Annotated in this window: 22 protein-coding genes; 11 read left to right on the top strand and 11 right to left on the bottom strand. The window is 69.5% G+C overall.

Going from position 1 to position 20,900, the window contains the following annotated elements; all coding sequences use genetic code 11:
- Positions 1 to 53: 53 nt before the first annotated feature.
- Both M6444_RS07260 and M6444_RS07255 read right to left on the bottom strand, forming a co-directional pair.
- Entirely contained in the window at positions 54 to 698 is a 645-nt protein-coding gene (locus M6444_RS07260; RefSeq protein ID WP_298324903.1) for an alpha/beta family hydrolase, read from the bottom strand.
- Complete coding sequence (locus M6444_RS07255) at positions 695 to 1,414, bottom strand: SOS response-associated peptidase (protein ID WP_298324901.1); 720 nt, start codon at positions 1,412 to 1,414, stop codon at positions 695 to 697. The genes M6444_RS07260 and M6444_RS07255 overlap by 4 nt, the downstream gene beginning before the upstream one ends.
- An 88-nt stretch (positions 1,415 to 1,502) precedes the next feature.
- On the opposite strand from M6444_RS07255, the gene M6444_RS07250 reads away from it, so the two are divergent.
- Positions 1,503 to 2,048: a DoxX family protein gene (locus tag M6444_RS07250; protein WP_298324898.1), complete on the top strand. Its 546-nt coding sequence runs from the start codon at positions 1,503 to 1,505 to the stop codon at positions 2,046 to 2,048.
- On the opposite strand, the gene M6444_RS07245 is transcribed toward M6444_RS07250, so the two are convergent.
- From M6444_RS07245 to M6444_RS07230, 4 genes are all read right to left on the bottom strand, one after another.
- Positions 2,045 to 2,320: a hypothetical protein gene (locus M6444_RS07245; RefSeq protein ID WP_298324895.1), complete on the bottom strand. Its 276-nt coding sequence runs from the start codon at positions 2,318 to 2,320 to the stop codon at positions 2,045 to 2,047. The two genes, M6444_RS07250 and M6444_RS07245, sit on opposite strands and share 4 nt — an antisense overlap.
- A complete protein-coding gene (locus M6444_RS07240) occupies positions 2,317 to 2,922 on the bottom strand; it encodes a TetR/AcrR family transcriptional regulator (protein WP_298324892.1) in 606 nt (201 codons plus the stop codon). Before M6444_RS07240 ends, M6444_RS07245 begins: the two co-directional genes overlap by 4 nt.
- 197 nt (positions 2,923 to 3,119) lie before the next feature.
- The gene (locus tag M6444_RS07235; RefSeq protein ID WP_363326273.1) at positions 3,120 to 4,862 is read right to left on the bottom strand and encodes a glycerol-3-phosphate dehydrogenase/oxidase; all 1,743 of its coding nucleotides are present in this window, start codon (positions 4,860 to 4,862) and stop codon (positions 3,120 to 3,122) included.
- Positions 4,863 to 5,032: 170 nt separating this feature from the next.
- Positions 5,033 to 5,971 (bottom strand): MIP family channel protein, encoded by a 939-nt coding sequence (locus M6444_RS07230; RefSeq protein WP_298324887.1) that lies wholly within the window; start codon positions 5,969 to 5,971, stop codon positions 5,033 to 5,035.
- Between the two features lie 250 nt (positions 5,972 to 6,221).
- Between M6444_RS07230 and glpK the strand changes: the two genes are divergently transcribed.
- The 4 genes from glpK to hisN all read left to right on the top strand — a co-directional run bounded on the left by glpK (position 6,222) and on the right by hisN (position 10,937).
- A complete protein-coding gene (gene glpK, locus M6444_RS07225) occupies positions 6,222 to 7,730 on the top strand; it encodes a glycerol kinase GlpK (RefSeq protein ID WP_298324884.1) in 1,509 nt (502 codons plus the stop codon).
- A 63-nt stretch (positions 7,731 to 7,793) separates the two neighbouring features.
- Positions 7,794 to 9,086, top strand: coding sequence for a 3-phosphoshikimate 1-carboxyvinyltransferase (aroA, locus tag M6444_RS07220; protein ID WP_298324882.1), 1,293 nt, complete (start codon positions 7,794 to 7,796; stop codon positions 9,084 to 9,086).
- Positions 9,086 to 10,093 carry a ribosome small subunit-dependent GTPase A gene (rsgA, locus tag M6444_RS07215; RefSeq protein ID WP_298324964.1) on the top strand — a complete coding sequence of 336 codons (1,008 nt, stop codon included), beginning with the start codon at positions 9,086 to 9,088 and terminating at the stop codon, positions 10,091 to 10,093. Before aroA ends, rsgA begins: the two co-directional genes overlap by 1 nt.
- A gap of 61 nt (positions 10,094 to 10,154) precedes the next feature.
- Complete coding sequence (gene hisN, locus M6444_RS07210; RefSeq protein WP_298324879.1) at positions 10,155 to 10,937, top strand: histidinol-phosphatase; 783 nt, start codon at positions 10,155 to 10,157, stop codon at positions 10,935 to 10,937.
- On the opposite strand, the gene M6444_RS07205 is transcribed toward hisN, so the two are convergent.
- A complete protein-coding gene (locus M6444_RS07205; protein ID WP_298324876.1) occupies positions 10,924 to 12,504 on the bottom strand; it encodes an MFS transporter in 1,581 nt (526 codons plus the stop codon). The genes hisN and M6444_RS07205 overlap by 14 nt on opposite strands.
- An 85-nt stretch (positions 12,505 to 12,589) precedes the next feature.
- Here M6444_RS07205 and M6444_RS07200 point away from each other — a divergent pair, with 85 nt between their 5' ends.
- Positions 12,590 to 13,162: a TetR/AcrR family transcriptional regulator gene (locus M6444_RS07200; protein ID WP_298324874.1), complete on the top strand. Its 573-nt coding sequence runs from the start codon at positions 12,590 to 12,592 to the stop codon at positions 13,160 to 13,162.
- A gap of 15 nt (positions 13,163 to 13,177) precedes the next feature.
- Here the strand turns inward: M6444_RS07200 and M6444_RS07195 are convergent, their stop codons facing one another.
- A complete protein-coding gene (locus tag M6444_RS07195) occupies positions 13,178 to 14,407 on the bottom strand; it encodes an AI-2E family transporter (protein WP_298324871.1) in 1,230 nt (409 codons plus the stop codon).
- A gap of 156 nt (positions 14,408 to 14,563) precedes the next feature.
- Here M6444_RS07195 and M6444_RS07190 point away from each other — a divergent pair, with 156 nt between their 5' ends.
- The 5 genes from M6444_RS07190 (at position 14,564) to M6444_RS07170 (ending at position 19,936) form a co-directional block, all read left to right on the top strand.
- The gene (locus tag M6444_RS07190; protein ID WP_298324868.1) at positions 14,564 to 15,385 is read left to right on the top strand and encodes a hypothetical protein; all 822 of its coding nucleotides are present in this window, start codon (positions 14,564 to 14,566) and stop codon (positions 15,383 to 15,385) included.
- 35 nt (positions 15,386 to 15,420) lie between these two features.
- Positions 15,421 to 18,282: a sigma-70 family RNA polymerase sigma factor gene (locus M6444_RS07185; protein ID WP_298324961.1), complete on the top strand. Its 2,862-nt coding sequence runs from the start codon at positions 15,421 to 15,423 to the stop codon at positions 18,280 to 18,282.
- A gap of 133 nt (positions 18,283 to 18,415) precedes the next feature.
- The gene (locus M6444_RS07180) at positions 18,416 to 18,694 is read left to right on the top strand and encodes a WhiB family transcriptional regulator (RefSeq protein WP_298324865.1); all 279 of its coding nucleotides are present in this window, start codon (positions 18,416 to 18,418) and stop codon (positions 18,692 to 18,694) included.
- A gap of 112 nt (positions 18,695 to 18,806) precedes the next feature.
- Positions 18,807 to 19,427, top strand: a complete 621-nt coding sequence (locus M6444_RS07175; RefSeq protein WP_298324862.1) for a DJ-1/PfpI family protein — start codon at positions 18,807 to 18,809, stop codon at positions 19,425 to 19,427.
- Positions 19,424 to 19,936, top strand: coding sequence for a MarR family transcriptional regulator (locus M6444_RS07170; RefSeq protein WP_298324859.1), 513 nt, complete (start codon positions 19,424 to 19,426; stop codon positions 19,934 to 19,936). Before M6444_RS07175 ends, M6444_RS07170 begins: the two co-directional genes overlap by 4 nt.
- Positions 19,937 to 19,969: 33 nt before the next feature.
- On the opposite strand, the gene M6444_RS07165 is transcribed toward M6444_RS07170, so the two are convergent.
- The 3 genes from M6444_RS07165 to M6444_RS07155 all read right to left on the bottom strand — a co-directional run.
- Positions 19,970 to 20,287, bottom strand: a complete 318-nt coding sequence (locus tag M6444_RS07165) for a TraR/DksA C4-type zinc finger protein (RefSeq protein ID WP_298324856.1) — start codon at positions 20,285 to 20,287, stop codon at positions 19,970 to 19,972.
- Positions 20,288 to 20,385: 98 nt separating this feature from the next.
- Entirely contained in the window at positions 20,386 to 20,550 is a 165-nt protein-coding gene (locus tag M6444_RS07160) for a hypothetical protein (RefSeq protein ID WP_298324853.1), read from the bottom strand.
- Between the two features lie 32 nt (positions 20,551 to 20,582).
- Positions 20,583 to 20,900: hypothetical protein (locus tag M6444_RS07155; RefSeq protein ID WP_298324851.1), on the bottom strand; the 318-nt coding region annotated here is incomplete at its 5' end.

Below are 20,900 nucleotides of genomic sequence, written 5' to 3'. Positions count from 1 at the left end.
CACGGCGCCGTGGACGGTGCCCGAGGCGGACCTCCCGAGGGCTATCCAACGGGCTATCCCGCCGCCCGGGTGATGACGCCGGACAGGAACGTCTCGACCGCATCGACCACGGTGGTCATCGCTTCCTGGTGGTCGTGACCCTTCCCCACCTTCATGCCGTGGTCGGCGCCCGGAACTCGCACCAGCTCGTACCCACCGGCCGGGAACTCCTCGGGCCGGCCGAACGTGTCGCGCTCGCCCTGAACCACCAGGCACGGCAGTACCGCGGCGGCGCCGAGCAGCTCGTCCTGGCGGGAGCGCTCGGGCTTGCCGGGCGGATGCAGCGGGAACGACAACGCCACCACACCGACGGCGCCGGTGGCCGCGCCCGTCCGGCAGGCCACCCGCGCCCCGGCGCTGCGCCCGCCGACCACCAGGGGCACGTCGCCGGGGATCTCTTCCAGTGCAGCGACCCAGGCTTCGTCCAGAACGGGTGGGCGGGGTGCGACCTTGCGTCCGGCCAGCCGCCACGGCTGCTCGACCCGGATCACGCTCACGCCGGCACTCGGCAGCCGCCGTGCCAGGGCGCTGAGATCTCTGGCGTCAGGGCCGCCGCCCGCGCCGTGCCCCAGCACGCACCGGGCCCACGGCCGCTCGGCGTCGTCCACCCACAGCCGCGCGTCGCCGACCGGCGTGGCCACGGTGGTGTAGGTCGTCACAGTGTCACCGGGTCCAGAAGGTGCGGCCCGTTGTTGGCGACGCGATTCACCTCCGTGGACACCGGGTAGGCCGCCAGCGTGCCCGGCGTCGCCGGCGACAGCATCGCCGTCAGCTCGTCGGTGTCGGTGTGGTCGGGATCGAGCCAGTCCGACCATTTGCCGGGGTCGACCAGCATCGGCATCCGGGGATGGATCTGGCCCACGTCGTCGGTGGCATCGGTGGTGAGGATCACCGCCGACCACAAGAACGCGTCGGGATCGTCCTCGGGCCGGGACGGGTCGCGCCAGATCTCGTACAGCCCGGCCATGGCCAGCATCCCGTCCCGGGGGTGGATGAAGAACGGCTGCTTCTTGCCCTTGGTTTCGCCCCGCCATTCGTAGAACCCGTCCGCCGGCAGCAGGCACCGGCGCTTGGCGAAGGCACGCCGGAACGACGGCTTCTGGGCCGCCGTCTCGACTCGGGCGTTGATCAGGCGGTTCCCGATGGCGGGGTCGTCAGCCCACGAGGGCACCAAGCCCCATTTCAAGGTGCGTAGGCGCCGTTGCGGTTGCGCGTCGGGCTCGTCGCGCCGGCGGCGGGTCAGCACGCCGTACACCTGCTTGCTCGGGGCGACGTTCCAGTCCGGCTCCAGGCGCTCACGTACCTCGACGTGCTCGACGTCGAACTCGTCAACCAGGTCGTCCACCGTCTGGCTCACGACATATCGTCCGCACATGACTTCATCCTCGCACCACGCCGCGCTCTGACGCAGAACTCGGCCGGTCACCCATCGGTTCGGTCGATTTTCATGGTAGGCAGGAGTCATGAGCCTGGTCCGACTGATCGCCCGACCGATGCTGGCAACGATCTTCGTTGTTCAGGGTGCGAACAACCTGCGCGACCCGGAGCCCGTGCTTCCGGTCGCCACGGAGTTCGCCGAACGCTTCGGCCCCACTCTCGAGCGCCGAATACCGTCGATGCCCACCGACCCGAAGACTCTCGTGCGCATCAACGCCGGTGTGCAGTTGGGTGCCGGACTGGCCCTGGCCACCGGAAAGTTCCCGCGCCTCGCCTCGCTCGCCCTCCTCGCGTCGCTGGTGCCGACCACACTGGCCGGGCATCCGTTCTGGGAGGCCGAGGATCCTGCTGAACGCAAGACGCAGCGCATCCAGGCCATGAAGAACGCCGGTATGGCCGGTGGCCTCCTGCTGGCCAGTGTCGACACCGAGGGCAAGCCCGGCGTGTCGTGGCGGGCCCGCCGGGCCGCGCGCGATGCGCGTCGCACCGGCAAGTCCGCCAAGCGTGCGGCGAAGGTCCGCGCAGGCAAGGCGCGCAGCGACATCTCGGCGCTGTCGCATCGCGTGCACTAGAGCGGCTGACTCGCGCACAGAAACGGACCGCGGCGCCCGCCGGAGTGGTACTCGTAGCGGCGACCGGCATGTTCCAGGACGAATCGGTGGCCCGGAGTGAGAACTTGCGGGTAGGCCATGCCCGGCTGCGGGCAGCCCAGACTGCCGTCGCGCCAGGTGACCTCCTCGACCCGGACGACCACCACGTCGGAGGGGTGGACGCCCAGCCGTTGGGCGAGGTCAGCGCAGGCGGCCCGGGTCTGTTCCGCCGTCGATCCGACGCCGCCGGTCACGTCCGACTGCCCGCGGCCGGCAGCGCCTCGGCGAGCATCGATTCCGCGGTGGCCCGAGCGTGGGCGATGGCGTCGGGCTGATCACCGGCGGTCACCATCACCAGCGCGCCCTCGTGCAGCACAGTGAGGCGCAGACCGAGGCGGGCCGCGTGTTCGGCCTCGGCGCCGGCCTCCTCGAGCAGGCCCTGGTACAGCGCCAGCGTCCACGCCTTCTCGTCCCGGATGATGTCGACACCCGGATGACCGGTGCCGCCGATCTCGGCGAAGGCGTTGACGAAGGCGCAGCCCCGGCTGGACGCCCGGCTCCACTCATCCAGTGCGTCGAACACCGCGAGAATCCGCTCGGTCGCAGGTAGCGCGGCACGCTGCTCGAGATGGGCGGTGACGAAGTCTCGCCAGCGATCAGAGCGGCGCTGCAGGTACATCGCGACCAGGGCGTCCTTCGAGCCGAACCGGTCGTAGAGGGTCTTCTTGGTCACGCCGGCCGTCTCGGCGATGGTCTCGACGCCGACGGCACGGATGCCGTGCGTGTAGAACAGGTCGCCGGCGGCTTGCAGGATGCGTTCACCCGCCGGCGTCAGAGCCGTCGCGGTGCGTGGCATCGGCGCCTCCTCGTGAACCCGGCCTTGGCGTCACATCAGTATACCGACCGGTATGGAGAAATCTGGTCGGCCGGGATGGTCGGCCGGGATGGTCGGCCGGCATGGCCGGCATGGTCGGCCGGGTGCATCACGAGGCGTTCTGGCGCATCACCACCCATACACGCCTAGTGGTCTAGGCAATTGGGTGGTGAACATGATCATTTGGCTGCAACGGGTTCGTCGACCAGGGGGCGAGACTCCGGGGCCGCCGAGCGGATCTCGTCAGCGGCCTGGTCGTCCGGTTTGGTCTGCGAGTCGCGTTCGGCCGCGACGCGTTCGTTGTAGATCTCGACCTCGCGGGCGATGGTCGCATCGTCCCAGCCCAGCGGCCCGGCCATGAGCTCGGCGACCGCACGCGCGCACTCGGTGCCCCGGTGCGGGTATTCGATGGAGATCCGCGTACGCCGGGTGAGCAGATCGGTGAGGTGCAACGCACCCTCGTGCGTGACGCCGTAGACGACCTCGACCTTCAGGTAGTCCGGCGCCGCCGGGATCGGCTCGAGCAGGTCCGGACGGTCGACGGCCAGCGCCAACACCTCGTGGACCAACGAGCCGTACCGGTCGAGCAGATGACGCACCCGGTACGGATGCAGGCCGTGCACCTCACCCAGCCGGTCGGCCTGATTGACCAGCGCGTGGTAACCGTCGGCGCCCAGCAGGGGCACGCGGTCGGTGATGGACGGCGCGATACGGCCACGAATGTCCTGCGCCGCGGCATTGATGGCGTCAGCGGCCATCACGCGGTACGTCGTGTACTTGCCGCCGGCGATGGCGACCATGCCCGGCGCCGGGCGGCCGACGGCGTGCTCACGCGACAGCTTCGACGTGTCGTCGCTCTCTCCGGCCAGCAGCGGTCGCAGGCCCGCGTACACGCCCTCGATGTCGTCATGGGTCAGCGGCGTCATCAGGACCGAGTTGATGTGGTCGAGGATGTAGTCGATGTCGGCACGCGTGGCCGCGGGGTGGGCGAGATCGAGGTTCCAGTCGGTGTCGGTGGTGCCGATGATCCAATGACTGCGCCAGGGGATGACGAACAGCACCGACTTCTCGGTGCGCAGGATCAGGCCGGTCTCGGCGTTGATCCGGTCGCGCGGGACGACGATGTGTACGCCCTTGCTCGCACGTACCCGGAACCGCCCGCGCGTGCCGGCCAGGTGCTGCAGCTCGTCGGTCCACACGCCCGTCGCGTTGACGACGACGTCGCATTCGACGTCTTGCTGCTCGCCGGTCTCGACGTCGCGAATCTGGACCCCGCTGATCCGGTCTGCCTCGCGCAGAAACCCCACGACCTGCGTGGACGAACGCACCACGGCGCCGTAGTGCGCGGCCGTTCGGGCCACGGTCAGCGTGTGCCGGGCGTCGTCGGACATCGCGTCGAAGTATCGGACGCCGCCGACCAAAGCGTCGTGGCGCATGGCCGGGAACAGCCGCAACGCCCCCGAGCGAGTCAGGTGCTTCTGCCCCGGGACCGACTTCGCCCCGCCCATGGTGTCGTACAGCAGCAGGCCGGTGGCGGTATAGGGACGTTCCCAGAACCGGTGGACCAGCGGGTACAGGAAGCTGACGGGCTTGACCAGGTGCGGCGCCAAGCGCGTGAGCATCAGCTCGCGCTCTCGCAGCGCCTCGCGGACCAGCCCGAACTCGAACTGTTCCAGATACCTCAACCCGCCGTGGAAGAGCTTGCTGGACCGGCTCGAGGTGCCAGCGGCGAAGTCACGCGCCTCGACCAGCGCGACTCGCAGCCCGCGCGTCACAGCGTCCAGCGCCGAGCCGGTACCGACGACCCCGCCACCGATCACCACGACATCGAAGTACTCCGAGCCGAGCCGGTTCCAAGCCTCGCGCCGAGACTCCGGACTCAGTCGACCGCTGGGCTCGCCGGGCCTGGCCTGCACGCTCACGTCGATCACGCCTCCTCGCCAGCTCTGCCGGACGGTCTCGGCACGCGGAGGTCGGATTCCGCGAACCGCCGCACACACGACTCACGCTACCCGCTCACCCGGGCCGGCGCTGCCCTGATCGGCCACCCTGCATCGACCGTTCGGAGCGACAGCGCCGTCGGGTGAGAGCCTCACACCTCTTTCTCGGCCGGGCCGGGCGGCGCCTCCTCTGCGGCTGCCTCGGCCAACGTGTTACGAGCGTGCAGGATGTCGCTGATGAACAGGTCGTAGATCAACACCCCGATGACACCGCCGATCAGCGGACCGACGATGGGAATCCAGAAGTAGTTGCTGAACCAGTCGCCGTCGCCCGGCATCGCCAGATCACCCCAACCGGCGACCCAGGTGAAGAGCCGCGGGCCGAAGTCACGGGCCGGGTTGATGGCATATCCGGCGTTGGCGCCGAACGAGATGCCGATGGCTCCGACGGCCAGACCGATGACCAGCGGGCCCAGGTTGGCCAGGACGCCCCTGTTCCGCAGGTCGATCAACGCTGCGATGAGCATGACCAGGAAGCCGGTACCCACGATCTGGTCGATGAGCGGGCCCCAGACGCTGCCGTCGAAGTACGGCGCAGGGAACGTCGCGAAGATGGAGAAGCTCGGGATGTTGTGCCCCGGCGGGTCGCTGGCTTGCTCGAACGCCGAGATCGCATCGCGGTAGACAAGGTAGACCAGCGCGGCTCCCAGGAATGCCCCGATCAGTTGGGAGACCATGTACGGCAGCACCTTCGGCCACGGGAATCCGCGGCGGATGGCGAAGGCGAGAGTCACCGCTGGGTTGATGTGAGCGCCGCTGACGCCACCGGCTACATAGACACCCATCGCCACAGCGAACGCCCAACCCCAGGCAATGAGGAGCCAGTCCCCCGAGCCGAGAAAGAACGTCGTCGGGCCTTCCGTACGACCGGAGCCGGGCAGCGCCGCCACCGCCATCGCAACAGAACCACAACCGAATGCGATGAGGACGAAAGTGCCGAGGAGTTCGGCCACACACTCGCCCCAGAGTCCGCCCCTACTCTTGAGCCCGCTTCCCTTCCGTACAGCCAGTGGAGAAATGTCGTCGGACATCCGGACCTCCTTGGACATGCCGGAGCAATACACGAGGCGTTCTGCGCAACACCCGGCCCGCAGCACACCTTGTGAGAACAATCACCATAGTCGCGCGGCGATCCTTTGGGGGGTACCCGAACGATGGAAAATCTTTCGTCGTTTATCCCTGTTGATTTCCAGTTCCATCGGCTACTCCCGGTGCTCCTTCTCGGGTCGTACTGTTGGCAGTGGTAGGCACCGTCACCTCTCGACGACGTGAGGAGCACGCATGAGCCAGTACGTAGCCGCGATCGACCAGGGAACGACGTCCACTCGATGCATGATCTTCGACCACTCCGGTGGTGTCGTCTCGGTCGACCAGCGCGAGCACGAGCAAATCTTTCCGCAAGCCGGCTGGGTCGAACACGACCCCGAAGAGATCTGGCGCAATACTCGCGAGGTCTGCGCCGGCGCACTGGCCAAGGGCGACCTCGTCAGCTCCGACGTCGCCGCGGTCGGCATCACCAACCAGCGTGAGACGGCGGTGGTGTGGGACCGGACCACCGGCAAACCGGTGTACAACGCCATCGTCTGGCAGGACACCCGCACCGACCGGATCGTCAACGAGCTCGCTCGCGACGGCGGGCCCGACCGCTACCGTGCCACCACCGGCCTACCACTGGCGACCTACTTCTCCGGCCCCAAGGTGAAGTGGATCCTCGACAACGTCGACGGCGCACGCGCCAAGGCAGAGGCCGGCGACCTGCTGTTCGGCAACATCGACACCTGGGTGCTGTGGAACGCCACCGGCGGGCCGGACGGCGGGTTGCATTACACCGATCCGACCAACGCCTCGCGCACCCTGCTGATGGATCTCGACACCCTGTCGTGGAACGAGCAGAACGCCGCCGACATGGGCATCCCGATGTCCATGCTGCCCGAGATCCGCTCGTCGTCGGAGGTCTACGGCAACGTCCGGGAACGCGGAGCGTTCGCCGGGCTGCCGCTGGCCGGCATCCTCGGCGACCAGCAGGCCGCCACGTTCGGGCAGGCCTGCCTGTCGCCCGGTGAGGCCAAGAACACGTACGGCACCGGCAACTTCGTCCTGCTCAACACCGGCACCGAGAAGGTGATGAGCGAGAACGGCCTGCTCACGACGGTGTGCTACAAGATCGGCGACAACGACACCGTGTACGCGCTCGAGGGCTCCATCGCCGTGACGGGCTCGCTCGTGCAGTGGCTGCGGGACAATCTCGGCATCATCTCGTCTGCGCCGGAGATCGAGACGCTGGCGGCCAGCGTCGACGACAACGGTGGCGCGTACTTCGTGCCCGCGTTCTCCGGCCTGTTCGCCCCGTACTGGCGCTCCGATGCCCGCGGCGCCATCGTGGGCCTGACGAGGTACGTCAACAAGGGGCACCTGGCCCGCGCCGTCCTCGAGGCGACCGCGTTCCAGTCCCGCGAGGTCATCGACGCCATGAACGCCGACTCCGGCGTGGCGCTGAAGTCGTTGAAGGTCGACGGCGGCATGGTCGCCAACGACCTGCTGATGCAGTTCCAGGCCGACATCCTGGGCGTTCCGGCCATCCGGCCGGTCGTAGCCGAAACCACCGCGCTGGGCGCGGCTTACGCCGCCGGGCTCGCAGTCGGATTCTGGGAAGGCGAGGACGACATCCGCAACAACTGGGCGCAAGACAAGCAGTGGGACCCGCGGATGGACGAGGAAGTCCGCGAGAAGCAGTACCGCACGTGGAAGAAGGCGGTCACCAAGACCTTCGACTGGGTCGAGGACGAGTGAGCCGACCACGCTCACCCGACCGACGGCGACGGGCGCGGCGCCGCAGCTAGGCTGGTCAGCACGATGACCGACACCACTGCCCCGCTGTGGGCCGCCCCGCTCGCCTCCGGGCCGATCACCGCCACGGTGCGCGTGCCCGGGTCCAAATCACTGACCAATCGGGCCCTCGTGCTCGCCGCGCTGGCGTCCGGGCCGTCGCGGCTGCGCCACCCGCTCACCGCACGCGACACCACGCTGATGCGCCAGGCGCTGCAGAGCCTCGGGGCCCGCATCGACGACACCGACGACGGCTGGGTGGTCACGCCCGGCCCGATCCGCGGAGACACCGCCGTCGAGTGTGGCCTGGCCGGAACTGTGATGCGGTTCGTACCTCCGGTCGCCGCCCTGGCCGCCGGTGAGGTTCGATTCGACGGCGACCCGCCCGCGCGGGTTCGCCCTATGGGCACGGTCATCGACGCGTTGCGCACGCTCGGGGTGGGCGTCCACGACGACGGACGCGCCGCACTGCCGTTCACCGTTGACGGCACCGGTAGCGTGCCGGGCGGTTCGGTCACCATCGACGCCTCGGCGTCCTCGCAGTTCGTCAGCGGGCTGCTGCTCGCCGGTGCCCGGTACGACAAGGGCATCACGGTGCACCACGACGGCACACCGGTTCCGTCGCTGCCCCACATCGACATGACCGTCGGCATGCTCCGCGACTGCGGGGTGGACGTCGACGACGACGTCGCGAACACGTGGCGGGTCGAGCCGGGCCCGATCCAGCCGCTCGACGCCGTGATCGAACCGGACCTGTCCAACGCCGCGCCGTTCCTGGCCGCAGCGCTCCTGACCGAGGGTCGGGTGCACATTCCCGACTGGCCGGGCGCCACCACCCAGCCGGGCGACGCGCTGCGCGACCTGCTCACTCGACAGGGCGGGTCGTGTCGTCTCGATGCCAACGGCCTGACCGTACAGGGCACCGGGAGCGTGCGAGGCATCGACGCCGACCTGCACGACGTCGGCGAGCTCACGCCGGTCCTGGCGGCGGTGGCGGCGCTGGCCGACGGTCCGTCGCACCTGCGCGGCATCGCGCACCTGCGTGGGCACGAGACCGACCGGCTGGCCGCGCTGGCAGCAGAGATCAACGGCCTCGGCGGCGACGTCACCGAGACCGACGACGGGCTCGTCATCCGGCCCCGCCCGATGCACGGCGGGGTGTTCCATTCCTACGCCGATCACCGGATGGCCCAGGCCGGCGCCGTGCTGGGGCTCGTGGTGCCGGGCGTCGAGGTCGAGGACATCGCCACCACCGCCAAGACCTTGCCGGACTTCCCCAGCCTGTGGTCACGCATCGTCACCTCGGAGCGCCCGGCGTGATGGCACGGCGGGCCGCGACGTCGTACGACGAGCGTGACGTCAAAGTCCGCCCTGGGCGTGGTTCCCGCCCGCGCAGCAAGCTCCGCCCGGCACACGCCGACGCCGAGCCCGGCCTGGTCGTCGCGGTCGATCGCGGCCGCTACACCTGCGTCGTGGACGGCCGGACCGTCACCGCCATGACCGCGCGCGAGCTGGGCCGCAAAGCGGTGGTCGTCGGCGACCGCGTGGGCTTGGTGGGTGACGTGAGTGGACGTGAAGGCACTCTGGCGCGCATCGTGCGCGTCGAGCAGCGCGCCACCGTGTTGCGGCGTACCGCCGACGACGATGACGCCGTCGAGCGGGTCATCGTCGCCAACGCCGAGCAGATGATGATCGTGACCGCCGTCGCCGACCCCGAGCCACGACCCCGCTTGGTGGATCGCTGCCTGGTTGCCGCCTTCGACGCCGGGGTCGACCCGCTGTTGTGCGTGACCAAGTCGGACCTGGCCGATCCGACGCCGTTGCTCGCCAGTTATGCCCCCCTCGACATCCCCACGGTCGTGATCGGCCACCATGCCACTTCCGAACGCGAGCTGGCGAGGCTGCGTGAGCATGTGCGCGATCGGACGACGGTGCTGGTAGGGCATTCCGGCGTGGGCAAGTCGACCCTGGTCAACGCCCTGGTGCCGGGCGCTGACCGCGCCATCGGCGAGGTGAACGTCGTCACCGGGCGCGGCCGGCACACCTCCACGAACGCCGTCGCGCTGCCGTTGCCGGACGGCGGGTGGGTCATCGACACGCCGGGCATCAGGTCGTTCGGTCTCGCGCACGTGGACCCGTCCCGGCTCATTCTCGCCTTTCCGGACCTGGCCGCCGAGACCGACGCATGCCCGCGGGGCTGCACGCACGGCGAGACCGAGCCCGAGTGCGCGCTCGACACCGCGCTGGCCGACGCGCGCCTCGACCCGGACCGGGTCGGCTCGTACCGACGGCTGCTGGCCAGCCGTGAGCGTCAGGCCGGCGACTGATGCCGAGGCGCTCGGCGGCGTGTGACCGCCAACCCCGCCGGACCGTGTAGGTTGACCAACCGTGGCCTATGACGACGACCTCCGGTTCGCGCACGTTCTCGCCGACGATGCGGACTCGCAGACCACGTCGCGCTTTCGGGCCGACGATCTGCGGATCGAAGGCAAAGCCGACGGCTCCCCCGTCACCGACGCCGACAAGGCGACCGAAGAGGCGATTCGCCGGACCCTGTCGCGTGCACGTCCCCGCGACTCCATCGTCGGTGAGGAGTTCGGCACCGAGGGCTACAGCTCACGTCGCTGGGTCATCGACCCGATCGACGGCACCCGGAACTTCATGCGCGGCGTCCCGGTGTGGGCGACGCTGATCGGGCTGATGGTCGATGACGAAGTGGTGGCCGGGGTCGTGTCCGCGCCCGCGTTGGGCCGGCGGTGGTGGGCCGCGCGGGGCACCGGCGCCTGGACCGGTCGCTCCCTGTCGTCAGCCACGCGGTGCCGGGTCTCCGAGGTGAGCAGCATCGAGGAGGCGTCGCTGTCGTACTCCGATCTGTCCGGCTGGGAGGAACGGGGCATGTTGCCGGCGTTCCTCGACGTCATCCAGGCATGCCAGCGCACCCGTGCTTACGGCGACTTCTGGTCGTACATGCTGCTGGCCGACGGTGCTGTCGACATCGCGACCGAGCCGCAGCTCGCTCTGCACGACATGGCCGCGCTCGTGGTGGTCGTCGAAGAGGCCGGCGGCCGCTTCACCGATCTGCGCGGCAACCCCGGCCCACTGGGTGGCGACGCGCTCGCGACCAACGGCCGGCTGCACGACGACGTCCTCGAACGCCTCACGGCCGGCTGATCCCGTCGTTCGCCGGCTCCGGCACGGCCGCGCTCGCCTCGCCGGAGCCCGCGGTACGTACGCCACGCAGGAGGATCGCCGCCACGACGGCCATCCCGGCGAGCAACCCGGCGCCCACGGCAGCAGAGACGTTGAAGCCGTTCACATAGGCGTGAAACGCCGCCTGAAGCAGCGGCCCCGCTGCTTGTTCGGGCAGCGATTCAGCCACGGCGACAGCGCCCCCGAGGCTCCCACCAGCCGCGTCGGCCGCCGCCCCGGACAATCCGTCAGCGACGACGCCGCCCAGGTCGTCTCGATACACCGCAGTGGCGACGCTGCCCAGCACGGCGATGCCCAGGGCACCGCCGAATTCCGCGCCGGTCTCGGAGATCGCCGCAGCCGAGCCCGATCGTTCGGGCGGGGCCGAGCCCATGATCAGGTCGACGACCAGGCTCACCGCCATGCCGATTCCCAGGACCATCACGGTGTAGCAGGAGATGACGACGGCGACAGCTGAGTCGGCCTCCACCATCAGCGCGACCATCGCGAAACCGATCGAGGCGGTCAGCACGCCAGCCGCGACGACGAAGCCGGGGCGGATCCAGCGCACGACGATGTTCGCCGTGGCGATTCCGACGACGGTGCCGGCGACGGTCGGCAGCATCGCCACCGCGGCGGTGAACGGACTCATGCCGAGCACGATCTGGATGTACTGCACGGCGATGACCCCCATACCGGCACTGGCGAAGATGAGGATGGCGTTCGAGCCGGTGGCCACACTGAACGCCGCTCGACGGAACAGCTGTACGTCGATCAACGGCGTGGGCAACGTGCGCTGACGGCGGATGAACAGCGCGCCCATGGCGACACCGGCGACGATCGTGCCGACCGCCGGCGTCGTGACACCGACATGTTCAGCGATCTGCTTGATCCCGTAGATCACCGGCAGAACGGCGGCCAGCGACAGCGCCACGCTGACCGGGTCGAGCCGGCCGGCCTGGGCATCCTTCGACTCCGGCAGCAGCAACGGGCCCACGATCAGTAGCAACGCCATCACCGGGAGGTTGATCAGGAACACCGATCCCCACCAGAAGTTCTCCAACAGCAAGCCGCCGATGATCGGGCCGACGGCGACACCTCCGGTGAACGCCATGGTCCACACACCGATGGCCGCACGCCGTTGGTCAGGGTCGTGGAACATGTTGCGGATCAGCGACAACGTGGACGGCGCCAGGGTGGCGCCGCCGATGCCGAGCAGGGCGCGAGCGGCGATCAGCATCTCCGGGCTCGTGGCGTACGCGGCCAGGACCGACGCCGCGCCGAAGGCGACCGATCCGGTCAACAGCAATCGCCGCCGCCCGATGCGGTCACCCAGGGTGCCCATCGTGATCAACAGCCCGGCCATGAGGAAGCCGTAGATGTCCATGATCCACAGCAGTTGGGTGCCGCTGGGTTCGAGATCCGCGCTGAGCCACGGCGCCGCCATGAAAAGCACGGACAGGTCCATGGAAGCGAGCAGGGCCGGCAGGGCGAGCACGGCCAGCCCGACCCATTCCTTACGGCCCGCAGCCGTAGATGTGTTCGTCATGGCTGCGATGGTACGAGCGTCTTAAACGCTTGTCTAGTACATTTGTGTAAGACGAACGTATGGCTCGCGGGCTACCCTGGAGCGCATGGGACACCGGGAGGATCTACTCGCCGGCGCCAAGCGGCTGCTGGCCACCAAGGGCTTCGGGCACATCACCGCGCGCGACATCGTGGCGGAGTCCGGCACCAATCTGGGTTCGATCGGCTACCACTTCGGCTCCAAAGACGCCCTGCTCAACGCGGCTGTGCTCGACTCGTTCAACGATTGGGACGGTGAGGTCGAGAAGGCACTCGCCGCCAGGACCGGAGACACGCCTCTCGACCGGCTCGAGGCTTTCCTGGCCGCGGTCATCGAAGGGGTGCAGAACAACCGGCCACTCGCCGTGGCCAGCGTGCACGCTTTTGCCCAGTTCGAATACGTGCCCGAACTGCGCGAACAGTTCGCCGAGACTTACACCGACGCTCGGCGCGAGCTCGCCTCGTTGGCGTTGGACCGAGACGATGTCGACGACGCCACCGCACGACGCGTCGGCTCGCTCGTGCTGGCACTGATCAACGGCCTGGTCATGCAGTGGCTGATCGATCGCGACGCGGCGCCGTCAGCTGCGGACATGGCCACCGCGATCCGGGAGCTGGTCGACCCGCCGCCCGGCGAGTGAGCCCGGCGTCCTGGATCACCGTGCCGGCGCCGACGCCAAGTGCCGCGCCACCGTGTTGACCACCGCGACGATCGGCACCGCGATCACCGCGCCGATGATGCCGCCGGCCAGCGTGCCGATCGACACGGCCACCACCACGGCGAGCGGGTGCACCCGCACCATCTTGCCCAGGATCAACGGCTGGAACACGTTGCCCTCGATCTGCTGCACGGCCACCATGCCGGCCAGCACCACGATCGCGGTGATCAGGCCCTGCGTCACCAGCGCGACCAGCATCGCGACCGCACCGGTCACGAACGCACCCACCAGGGGGACGAAGGCGCCGAAGAAGATCAGCACGCCGAGCGGCACCGCCAGCGGCACGCGCAAGATGAGCAGCAAGATCGTGATGGCGATCGCGTCGAACAGCGCCACCAGCACGATGCCGCGGATGTACTGCGCCAACGTGGCCCAGGCGACCTCGCCGGCCGAAGCCGCTCGCGTCCGCGCCCGCCTCGGCAGCACGTTGACCAGCCACGCCCAGATCCGGTCGCCGTCGTAGAGGAAGAAGAGCAAGGCGAACAGGGTCAACACCAGGCCGACGACGATCTCGACAGCCACCGTCGCCGCCGTGGCCGCCTGCTCGGTCACCGCATCGTTGTCCTGCACCAAGGCGACGACTCGGTCGATCCAGTCGTTGAGCTGGACCTCGTCGATGCGGAACGGCGGGCCGGCCAGCCAGTCACGGATCTCCTGCAGGCCTTCCTCGGCCTGATCGACCACGTCGTTGAACTGGTCGCCGACCGCGTTGCCGACGAACGTCAACGAGCCGGCGACGACGACGATGAACCCGACGAAGACCGTCACCGCCGCCGGTCCCCGCCGCCAGCCGAAGTTGCGCAGCCGGCGGACGAGCGGGTGCAGCCCGGCCGCGAGCAGCATCGCCGCGACCAACGGGAAGATGACGACCTTGAGCTCCCACGCCAGCCAGCCGGCCCCGCCGACGGCCGCGGCGATGATGAGCAGCCGCCAGCTCCAGTCGGCAGCGTCGCGAACGACTTGCGGAACGGGGTGCGGGCGCTCGGGTGGCAACGCGGGCACGCTGGGTGGAGCCGGCGGGACGGGTTGTGGCTCGGATTCGCCCGACGGCGTGGACGGCGCCGGCGGTGCCGGTGTCGTGGTGATCTCGTCGGCCTCGGCGTCGCTCGAGGCGCGCAGGCGCGCTTCTTTCAGCCGTTGCACCACACCCTGCAGACGTTCCAGCACAAGGATCAGCCTGGCACATCATTGCTGACCATTCGGGCAGGCCACGCACGATCTCAGCCCGATTCGCCGGGTCGGCGTCATGATCCGGCCGGTCCCTCGTCGTGGTATACGCATGGGCCTGAAGGCGCATCAGGACGAAACTGGAGTTTTTCGAGCATGAGGGATTGCCACGGACAAGACGAGCCGGCCCGCCCGGCGTGGGCCCGGTTGTTGCGGCCGTCAGATCCGCACGGCGCGAACGGCGCTGCGGATGCGGTGGCGTCTCCAGGCGTCGAATCCGTCCTCGGGGCGCTGCGGGCCGCCGAACCGGACCCCGACGCCGTCAAGCACGCCCTGGCCGTCTACGCCTGGGAACGCGCCGCGGCCTGTCCGGACCTCACGTGCGCGCTGGACGACATCGACGACCTGTGGAACCTGCTCGAATCGACCGGCTCGGCTCCGGTCTCGCGCAGCCGAGCGCGCCACTGCCTGGTCGATGCCTGGGTCGACGCGGTGGCCGCCGAACGTGGCTCGCCGGGTGTCGACCCGCTGTCCGGCCTGCACACGGCCGGCTACCTCTATGGCCGGGTGCACGAGCTGGACCGGCTGGCCGGTGATGCGCCCGCGGCGCTGGTCCTGATCGTCGTGCGCTGGCCGGCCGCCGCAGGTCCATGGCTGCGGATCGCCCACGTGATGCAGGTCGCATCGGCCTTGCGCGACCGGGTGCGCCCGGAAGCCACACTGAGCCAGGTCGGCACCACCATGGCGGTCGCGCTGGTGCCCGACGACGCCCGGGCCCGCGTGGAGCGGCACGCCTTGACGAAGGCGTTCGAAAGCGATGAACTGTGCACCGCACAGGTACAGGTGGACGTCTTCGCCGTCCCGGATGTCCGGTCGCACTTGCCGAAACTCGTGACGCAATTGCACGAGCAGGCTAGTCTCGATCATGTCACCGGGACGCCCAGTAGCCGCCACACAGGGACGGGGCACCTGGACTGAGCGGCCCAAGGGGACAGAAGAGAGCGCCAGTGACGATGCCACCAGACGCTTCGGGGGACGAGCGAGAGCTCATCGCGCGTACGCGCGCGGGCGACATGGACGCCTATGACGAGCTGTACCGGCGTCATGTCGACGACGCGACCAAGGTCGCGCGGATCATCACGAACAACAGCGACGAAGCCCAAGACATCGTCGCCGAAGCATTCACCCGGGTTCTGACCCGGCTACGCGAGGGCGGCGGCCCGGACAGCGAGCTCACGCCGTACCTGCGCACCGTCGTACGCCGTCTGGCGATCGACCGCCACCGCAGCTCCGAGCGTGACGGTTCCCCGGCCGATCCGGCCGCGCTCGAGGTCCTTCCGCGTACCGACGACCCGATGGGTCGCGCCACGAACCGCCAGCTGGTGCGCCAGGCCTTCGAGACTCTGCCCGAACGCTGGCAGCAGGTGCTCTGGCACACCGAGATCGAGGGACGTTCGGCCGCGTCTTTGGCCCCGGCGCTGGGCAGTTCACCCAACGCCGTGGCCGCGCTGGCCTACCGTGCCCGCGAAGGACTCCGGCAGGCCTACCTCGCGGTCAACCTCGCTACCGAGGTCCAGCCGGAATGCCGCTCGTACGCGCCCAAGGTGGCCTCGTACGTCCGTGGCACCCTGTCCTCTCACGACACCCGCGAGATGAGCGCGCACCTCGCGCAGTGTGCCCACTGCCGCGAGCGACGCGACGAACTGCTCCTGCTGGTCTCGGACATCCGGGGCGTCCTGTGGCCCGCACTGCTGCTGCCGGCCTCGGCCGCGGCGACCGCTGCCGCGGCCGGTGCCGCCGGAGCGGCGGGCGGCGGCGTTCTGGCCTTCCTGTCGCCGTCGTCCTGGGGCCGGCGCGCGAAGCAGCTCGCCGCCACCGGGGCCGGCGTCGCCGCTGCCGGCATCCTCATCGCAACGGCGTATGTCGCCGTCAACAGCGACGAGCCGGACGACTCACCACAGGCGATTCCGAGCGAAACCTCCGAGACGAGCGAGCCGGACGAGCCCGGCGTCCCACCCGACGTCGAGCCGGACCCCGAACCCGACGAACCGTCGGCCCCGGACTCCGAGCCGGACCAGCCGGACGATCCCGACCAACCGGACGATCCCGACCAGCCGGACGGGTCCGGGCCCGACCAGTCCGAGCCCGACGAGCCGGACCAGCCGAGCGACCCGTCCGACGAGCCCACGCCTTCGCAGTCGCCGCCGGACGACCCCGACCCGAGCCCGTCCGACACGCCGACGCCCCCGCAGCCCCCGAACGACGAGCAACCGCCGAGCATCGACGCCCAGCCGCCGTCCAATCCGGTGGTCGTGGCCGGTAGTGGCGTGACGCTCACCGTCAGCATCTCGGGCAACCCGCCGCCGCAGTTGCAGTGGCAGTACGCCGACCCTGCTCCCGACACCTCGACCTCGACGGCGGTGTCGTCGCAGAAATCGCAGGAATCGCAGGTGCACTTCGCCGCGTGGTCGCCGGACTCGTTCCTGCAACCGGACTCCCTGCTACCGGAGTCGCTGCTGCCCACACCCAGCACCACGCCGTCGCCGACGAACACCCCGTCGCCGACGAACACGCCGACACCCACGGACACTCCGACACCCACGGGCACCCCGACACCGACGAACACGCCGACCCCGACGGCTTCGGTCACCCAGTCGCCCACGCCGTCGTCCAGCGCCACCAACGAGCCCACCAAGCCGCCCACGCCACCGGCGGAAAGCGACTGGGTCGACATCAAGGGCGCCACGTCGGCCACCCTGGTGATTCCGCGCGTCAAGCCCGAGGACGACGGTCGCGCTTACCGGGTCCTCGCCACGAACCCGGCGGGCACGGTCGCCACCAAGCCGGCCGTGGTCTCGGTCCGGTTCAAACCGGAGATCACCGTCCAGCCCGGCGACGTCGAGGTCGACGAGGGCGGCAAGGCCACCTTCACCGCTGAGGCCGTCGGCAAGCCCGAGCAGCTCACCGCGTCGTGGCAGGTCCGTAAGCCCGGCGGAGAGTGGACCGACACGAAGCGTTCGACCACCAAGGACGAGGGCTCCGGGACCAGTGCCGGCCCGTCCAAGCAGACGACCAGTACGTCGATCGAGATCAGCGACGTTCCGGCGAGCTACCACCGCTACGAGTACCGCGCGGTGTTCACCAACGAGACCGGCACCTCCACCAGCAAGCCGGCCAAGCTGCGCGTCCGGTTTGCGCCGCAGGTCACCGAGCATCCGGCCGACACCGAGGTCACCGACGGCGACGACGCCACCTTCACCGCCGTCGCCTCGGCCAATCCCAAGGCCGCCTGGCATTGGGAGAGCGCCCCGTCGCTCGACGGACCGTGGACCACCGTGCCCGGTAGCGAGGGCGGAACCGGCTCCGAGGCGTCGCTCACCGTCTCCGGCGTGGGCGTCGACGACAGCGGCGCGCTTTATCGAGCGGTGTTCACCAACGAACTCGGCACCGTCACCAGTGATCCGGCCGAGCTGAGCGTCGTGTTCGATGGCCGGCTCGAGATCGACCTCGACGGCAGCGAGACCGAGGGCGGTGTCAGGTGCGTCGGGCCCATTGGCGGTGAGTTGCGCGCTGGTGACTGCTCGTCGTCCGCTGCTCGCGGCTGGAACGTGCCCGGCGACGGGACCATCCGGTACGAGACCGCGGACACCTGCCTCGACGCCGTCGCGCCCCTGACCCCGGTCCAGCTGGCCCCCTGTGACGGTAGTTCGAGCCAGCAGTGGCGCGTCGATCCGTCGGCTGCGGGATTCCAGCGGATCGCCAGCGTCATGGTTCCCGGCCACGGTCTCGACGTCCAGCACGTCGACCCGGACGGCCAGCTGATCCTCTATCCCCTCCACGGCGGATTCAACCAGCTGTTCCGCTACGTTCCCTGAGGTCAGACGCCTAGCGAAAGTCGCTGCGAAATTTCTTGCTCGGCCGCGTCATAGCCGCCCCCTGTCCGTGTCTTGGTGATCAAAGGGACCTGATCCGACCCCGAGACACACGGGCGAAGGGGGAACTGGCCGCATGACTGCGTTGGCCGAGACGATGAACACGTACGCAGAGGATTGGTTCGACACACCCGACGCGTGGCGCGCTCACGCCGCATGCCGAGGCATGGACACCGACCTCTTCTACCCCGAAGGCCGTGGGCGAACGCTGCGCGCCCGCGAGCAGATGGCCAAGGACGTCTGTCTGGGCTGCCCCGTCGCCCGGCAATGCCGGGAGGCAGCGACGTCCCAGCCGGAGCGGTACGGCATCTGGGGCGGGCTCACCGAGGGTGAGCGCGGCTGGGCGCGCCGGTGAGCTGACTCCACTCCCCACGACTCGCGTGGCGCGTCCCGACCGGGGAACGGGCGCGCCACGCGGCACACTCCCGAGCATTGACAACATATTTCCTTCATGACAACATGTTTCCATGTTGCCTAGCACCGCACACGTCGTCCTCTACGACACACTCGCCGACTGGGAGATCGGGCATCTGCTCGTCGAACTTCGCACCGGGCGGTTCACCGGCACCCCGTGGAGCATCGTCACGGTCGCCGAGACCAGCGATCCCATCACGACCATGGGCGGCATCCGCATGCTGCCCGACATGCTGCTCGCCGATCTCGATCCGGCGGAGAGCGGCCTACTCGTCCTCGCCGGCGCCGAGACCTGGGACATGGGCGGCGGGCACGCCGTCGCCGCGACTGCTGCCCGATTCCTCGATGCCGGCGTCCCCGTCGCCGCCATCTGCGGCGCCACGGCCGGGCTCGCCCGGGCCGGGCTGCTCGACGACCGCCGTCATACCAGCGCAGCTGCCGAGTACCTCATGGCCACCGGCTACCGGGGTGCGCAGCACTACGTCGACGAACGGGCGGTCGTCGACGGCGACCTCGTCACCGCCGGGCCCGACTCCCCGGTCCAGTTCGCTCGCGCGACGCTGAGCCGGCTGGGACTGGCGCCGGAGTCGGTCCTCGAGGCGTACGAAGGCGTGTTCCACCGCGGCGACCCGAGCGCGTACCCCGCCTTGGTCCAGGCCTCCGGAGCAGCATGACCACCGAGGCGCCCACACCGGATCACGATGTTCCGCCTCGCGCGCAGTGGCCGCAGCCGCCACCGGAAACACCGGCGGGCGAGGCGATCACCGACATCGCGCTCACGACGTTCCGGCTCAATGCCCGGCTGATGGACGCCGCGCAGGAGATGGCCGCGGCCGGCGGCATCACCGCGGCCTGGTGGCAAGTCCTGGGCGGCGTGCTGGACCAGCCGCGAACTCTCGCCGACATCGGGCGAGTCATGGGGATGTCCCGCCAGGGGGTCCGGCGCGTCGCCGATCTGCTCGTCCAGCACGGGCTCGCCGAGTACACCCCTAACCCGGCACACCGCCGCGCCAAGCTGTTGACCTGCACCGAAGCGGGGTACTGGGCCATCCGGCGCATCGCGCTCGTGCAGCATCCGTGGGCTGATCGCATCGGCTCCCAGTTCGACCTCGACGACCTGCGCGCCGCGCTGGCCACCATGCAGCGCCTCGTCGCCGTCCTCGAAGCCGACGCGCCGGACTGACCGGCTGCGAGGACGTCGCGGCCCACGTACGGCCTATCTGTCCGCGCAGCCCACGCACACCGTCGTCCACGGGCGCAGCTCGAGGCGCTCCACCGGGATGCTCGCGTCGCAGCGTTCGCACACACCGAACGTGCCATCAGCCAGGCGCACCTGAGCGGCGCGGATCTCGATGAGGATGCGCTCGACCGTCGCCCGATGCACGGTGGCGGCAGTGACCTCGCCGCCCTCGGCCGGATCCAACTCGTCCAACTGTCGCTGGCGGCTGATCTCGGCGTCGTTCAGTTCCTTCTCGATGCGAGCCAGGGCATCGGCCGGAATCGTGGTGTGCGGTTTGCTTGCCTGAGGGTTCATGTCGGTCCTTGAGCGTGCGCCACCGTGGCGCATACCCGGCATGCGGGTGGCGCCACGTGTCCGATGTGCCGACGAGGGCACGGGGGAAAGTCGAGGTATTACCGGCTACCCGGCGGCGCGCGGTCGACGCTTCGGCGCAGGACGTCCAAGCCACGAATTCCCCGGGCGGTCTGCGCGAGCTCCAGCGCCAGCAGTGCCAATCCCGAGATGACATGGGCGGGCTCAGCCGGTGCCGGCCGCTCTACGTCCCATGTCGCAAACATCGACCAACCATAGCAACGAAGCTGGTACGCGGCTATTTTCGAGCGTCGGTACAACTGCTCAGCGCCAGCGCCCGGTCCTCGAGCAGACCATCGAGCACGAACTCACCACGTCGCGCGGCTCGGAACATGCCGAGGGCGCGACGGATGGTCCGGCCGGCCAGCTCGTGCCCAATCGACGAGCTGGCGGTCGAGTGCGTTCGCGACACGGCGGGCTCGATGACCAGCACCTGGCTGAGGGTGGAGCTTGGCCCGATCGGGGGTGTGGTCTGGTGCTGGTTCGGTCCGGCAGGGTCGTGGTTCAGGCGGCCATGGTCACCCCGGGGCGGTGGCCGGTGGCGAGGTCGGCGTCG

Source organism: Haloactinopolyspora sp., from assembly GCF_027324685.1.
GTDB lineage: Bacteria > Actinomycetota > Actinomycetes > Jiangellales > Jiangellaceae > Haloactinopolyspora.
The sequence above is the reverse complement of the archived record's forward strand: the minus strand, read 5'-3'. Positions and strand labels throughout refer to the sequence as shown.

Excerpts from the sequence above, each read along its gene's own strand:
- M6444_RS07255 (WP_298324901.1), bottom strand. The coding sequence starts at position 1,414 with ATGTGCGGACGATATGTCGTGAGCCAGACGGTGGACGACCTGGTTGAC.
- M6444_RS07250 (WP_298324898.1), top strand. The coding sequence starts at position 1,503 with ATGAGCCTGGTCCGACTGATCGCCCGACCGATGCTGGCAACGATCTTC.
- M6444_RS07240 (WP_298324892.1), bottom strand. The coding sequence starts at position 2,922 with ATGCCACGCACCGCGACGGCTCTGACGCCGGCGGGTGAACGCATCCTG.
- M6444_RS07230 (WP_298324887.1), bottom strand. The coding sequence starts at position 5,971 with ATGTCCGACGACATTTCTCCACTGGCTGTACGGAAGGGAAGCGGGCTC.
- glpK (WP_298324884.1), top strand. The coding sequence starts at position 6,222 with ATGAGCCAGTACGTAGCCGCGATCGACCAGGGAACGACGTCCACTCGA.
- aroA (WP_298324882.1), top strand. The coding sequence starts at position 7,794 with ATGACCGACACCACTGCCCCGCTGTGGGCCGCCCCGCTCGCCTCCGGG.
- rsgA (WP_298324964.1), top strand. The coding sequence starts at position 9,086 with ATGGCACGGCGGGCCGCGACGTCGTACGACGAGCGTGACGTCAAAGTC.
- M6444_RS07205 (WP_298324876.1), bottom strand. The coding sequence starts at position 12,504 with ATGACGAACACATCTACGGCTGCGGGCCGTAAGGAATGGGTCGGGCTG.
- M6444_RS07200 (WP_298324874.1), top strand. The coding sequence starts at position 12,590 with ATGGGACACCGGGAGGATCTACTCGCCGGCGCCAAGCGGCTGCTGGCC.
- M6444_RS07190 (WP_298324868.1), top strand. The coding sequence starts at position 14,564 with ATGAGGGATTGCCACGGACAAGACGAGCCGGCCCGCCCGGCGTGGGCC.
- M6444_RS07185 (WP_298324961.1), top strand. The coding sequence starts at position 15,421 with ATGCCACCAGACGCTTCGGGGGACGAGCGAGAGCTCATCGCGCGTACG.
- M6444_RS07180 (WP_298324865.1), top strand. The coding sequence starts at position 18,416 with ATGACTGCGTTGGCCGAGACGATGAACACGTACGCAGAGGATTGGTTC.
- M6444_RS07175 (WP_298324862.1), top strand. The coding sequence starts at position 18,807 with ATGTTGCCTAGCACCGCACACGTCGTCCTCTACGACACACTCGCCGAC.
- M6444_RS07170 (WP_298324859.1), top strand. The coding sequence starts at position 19,424 with ATGACCACCGAGGCGCCCACACCGGATCACGATGTTCCGCCTCGCGCG.
- M6444_RS07165 (WP_298324856.1), bottom strand. The coding sequence starts at position 20,287 with ATGAACCCTCAGGCAAGCAAACCGCACACCACGATTCCGGCCGATGCC.
- M6444_RS07160 (WP_298324853.1), bottom strand. The coding sequence starts at position 20,550 with ATGTTTGCGACATGGGACGTAGAGCGGCCGGCACCGGCTGAGCCCGCC.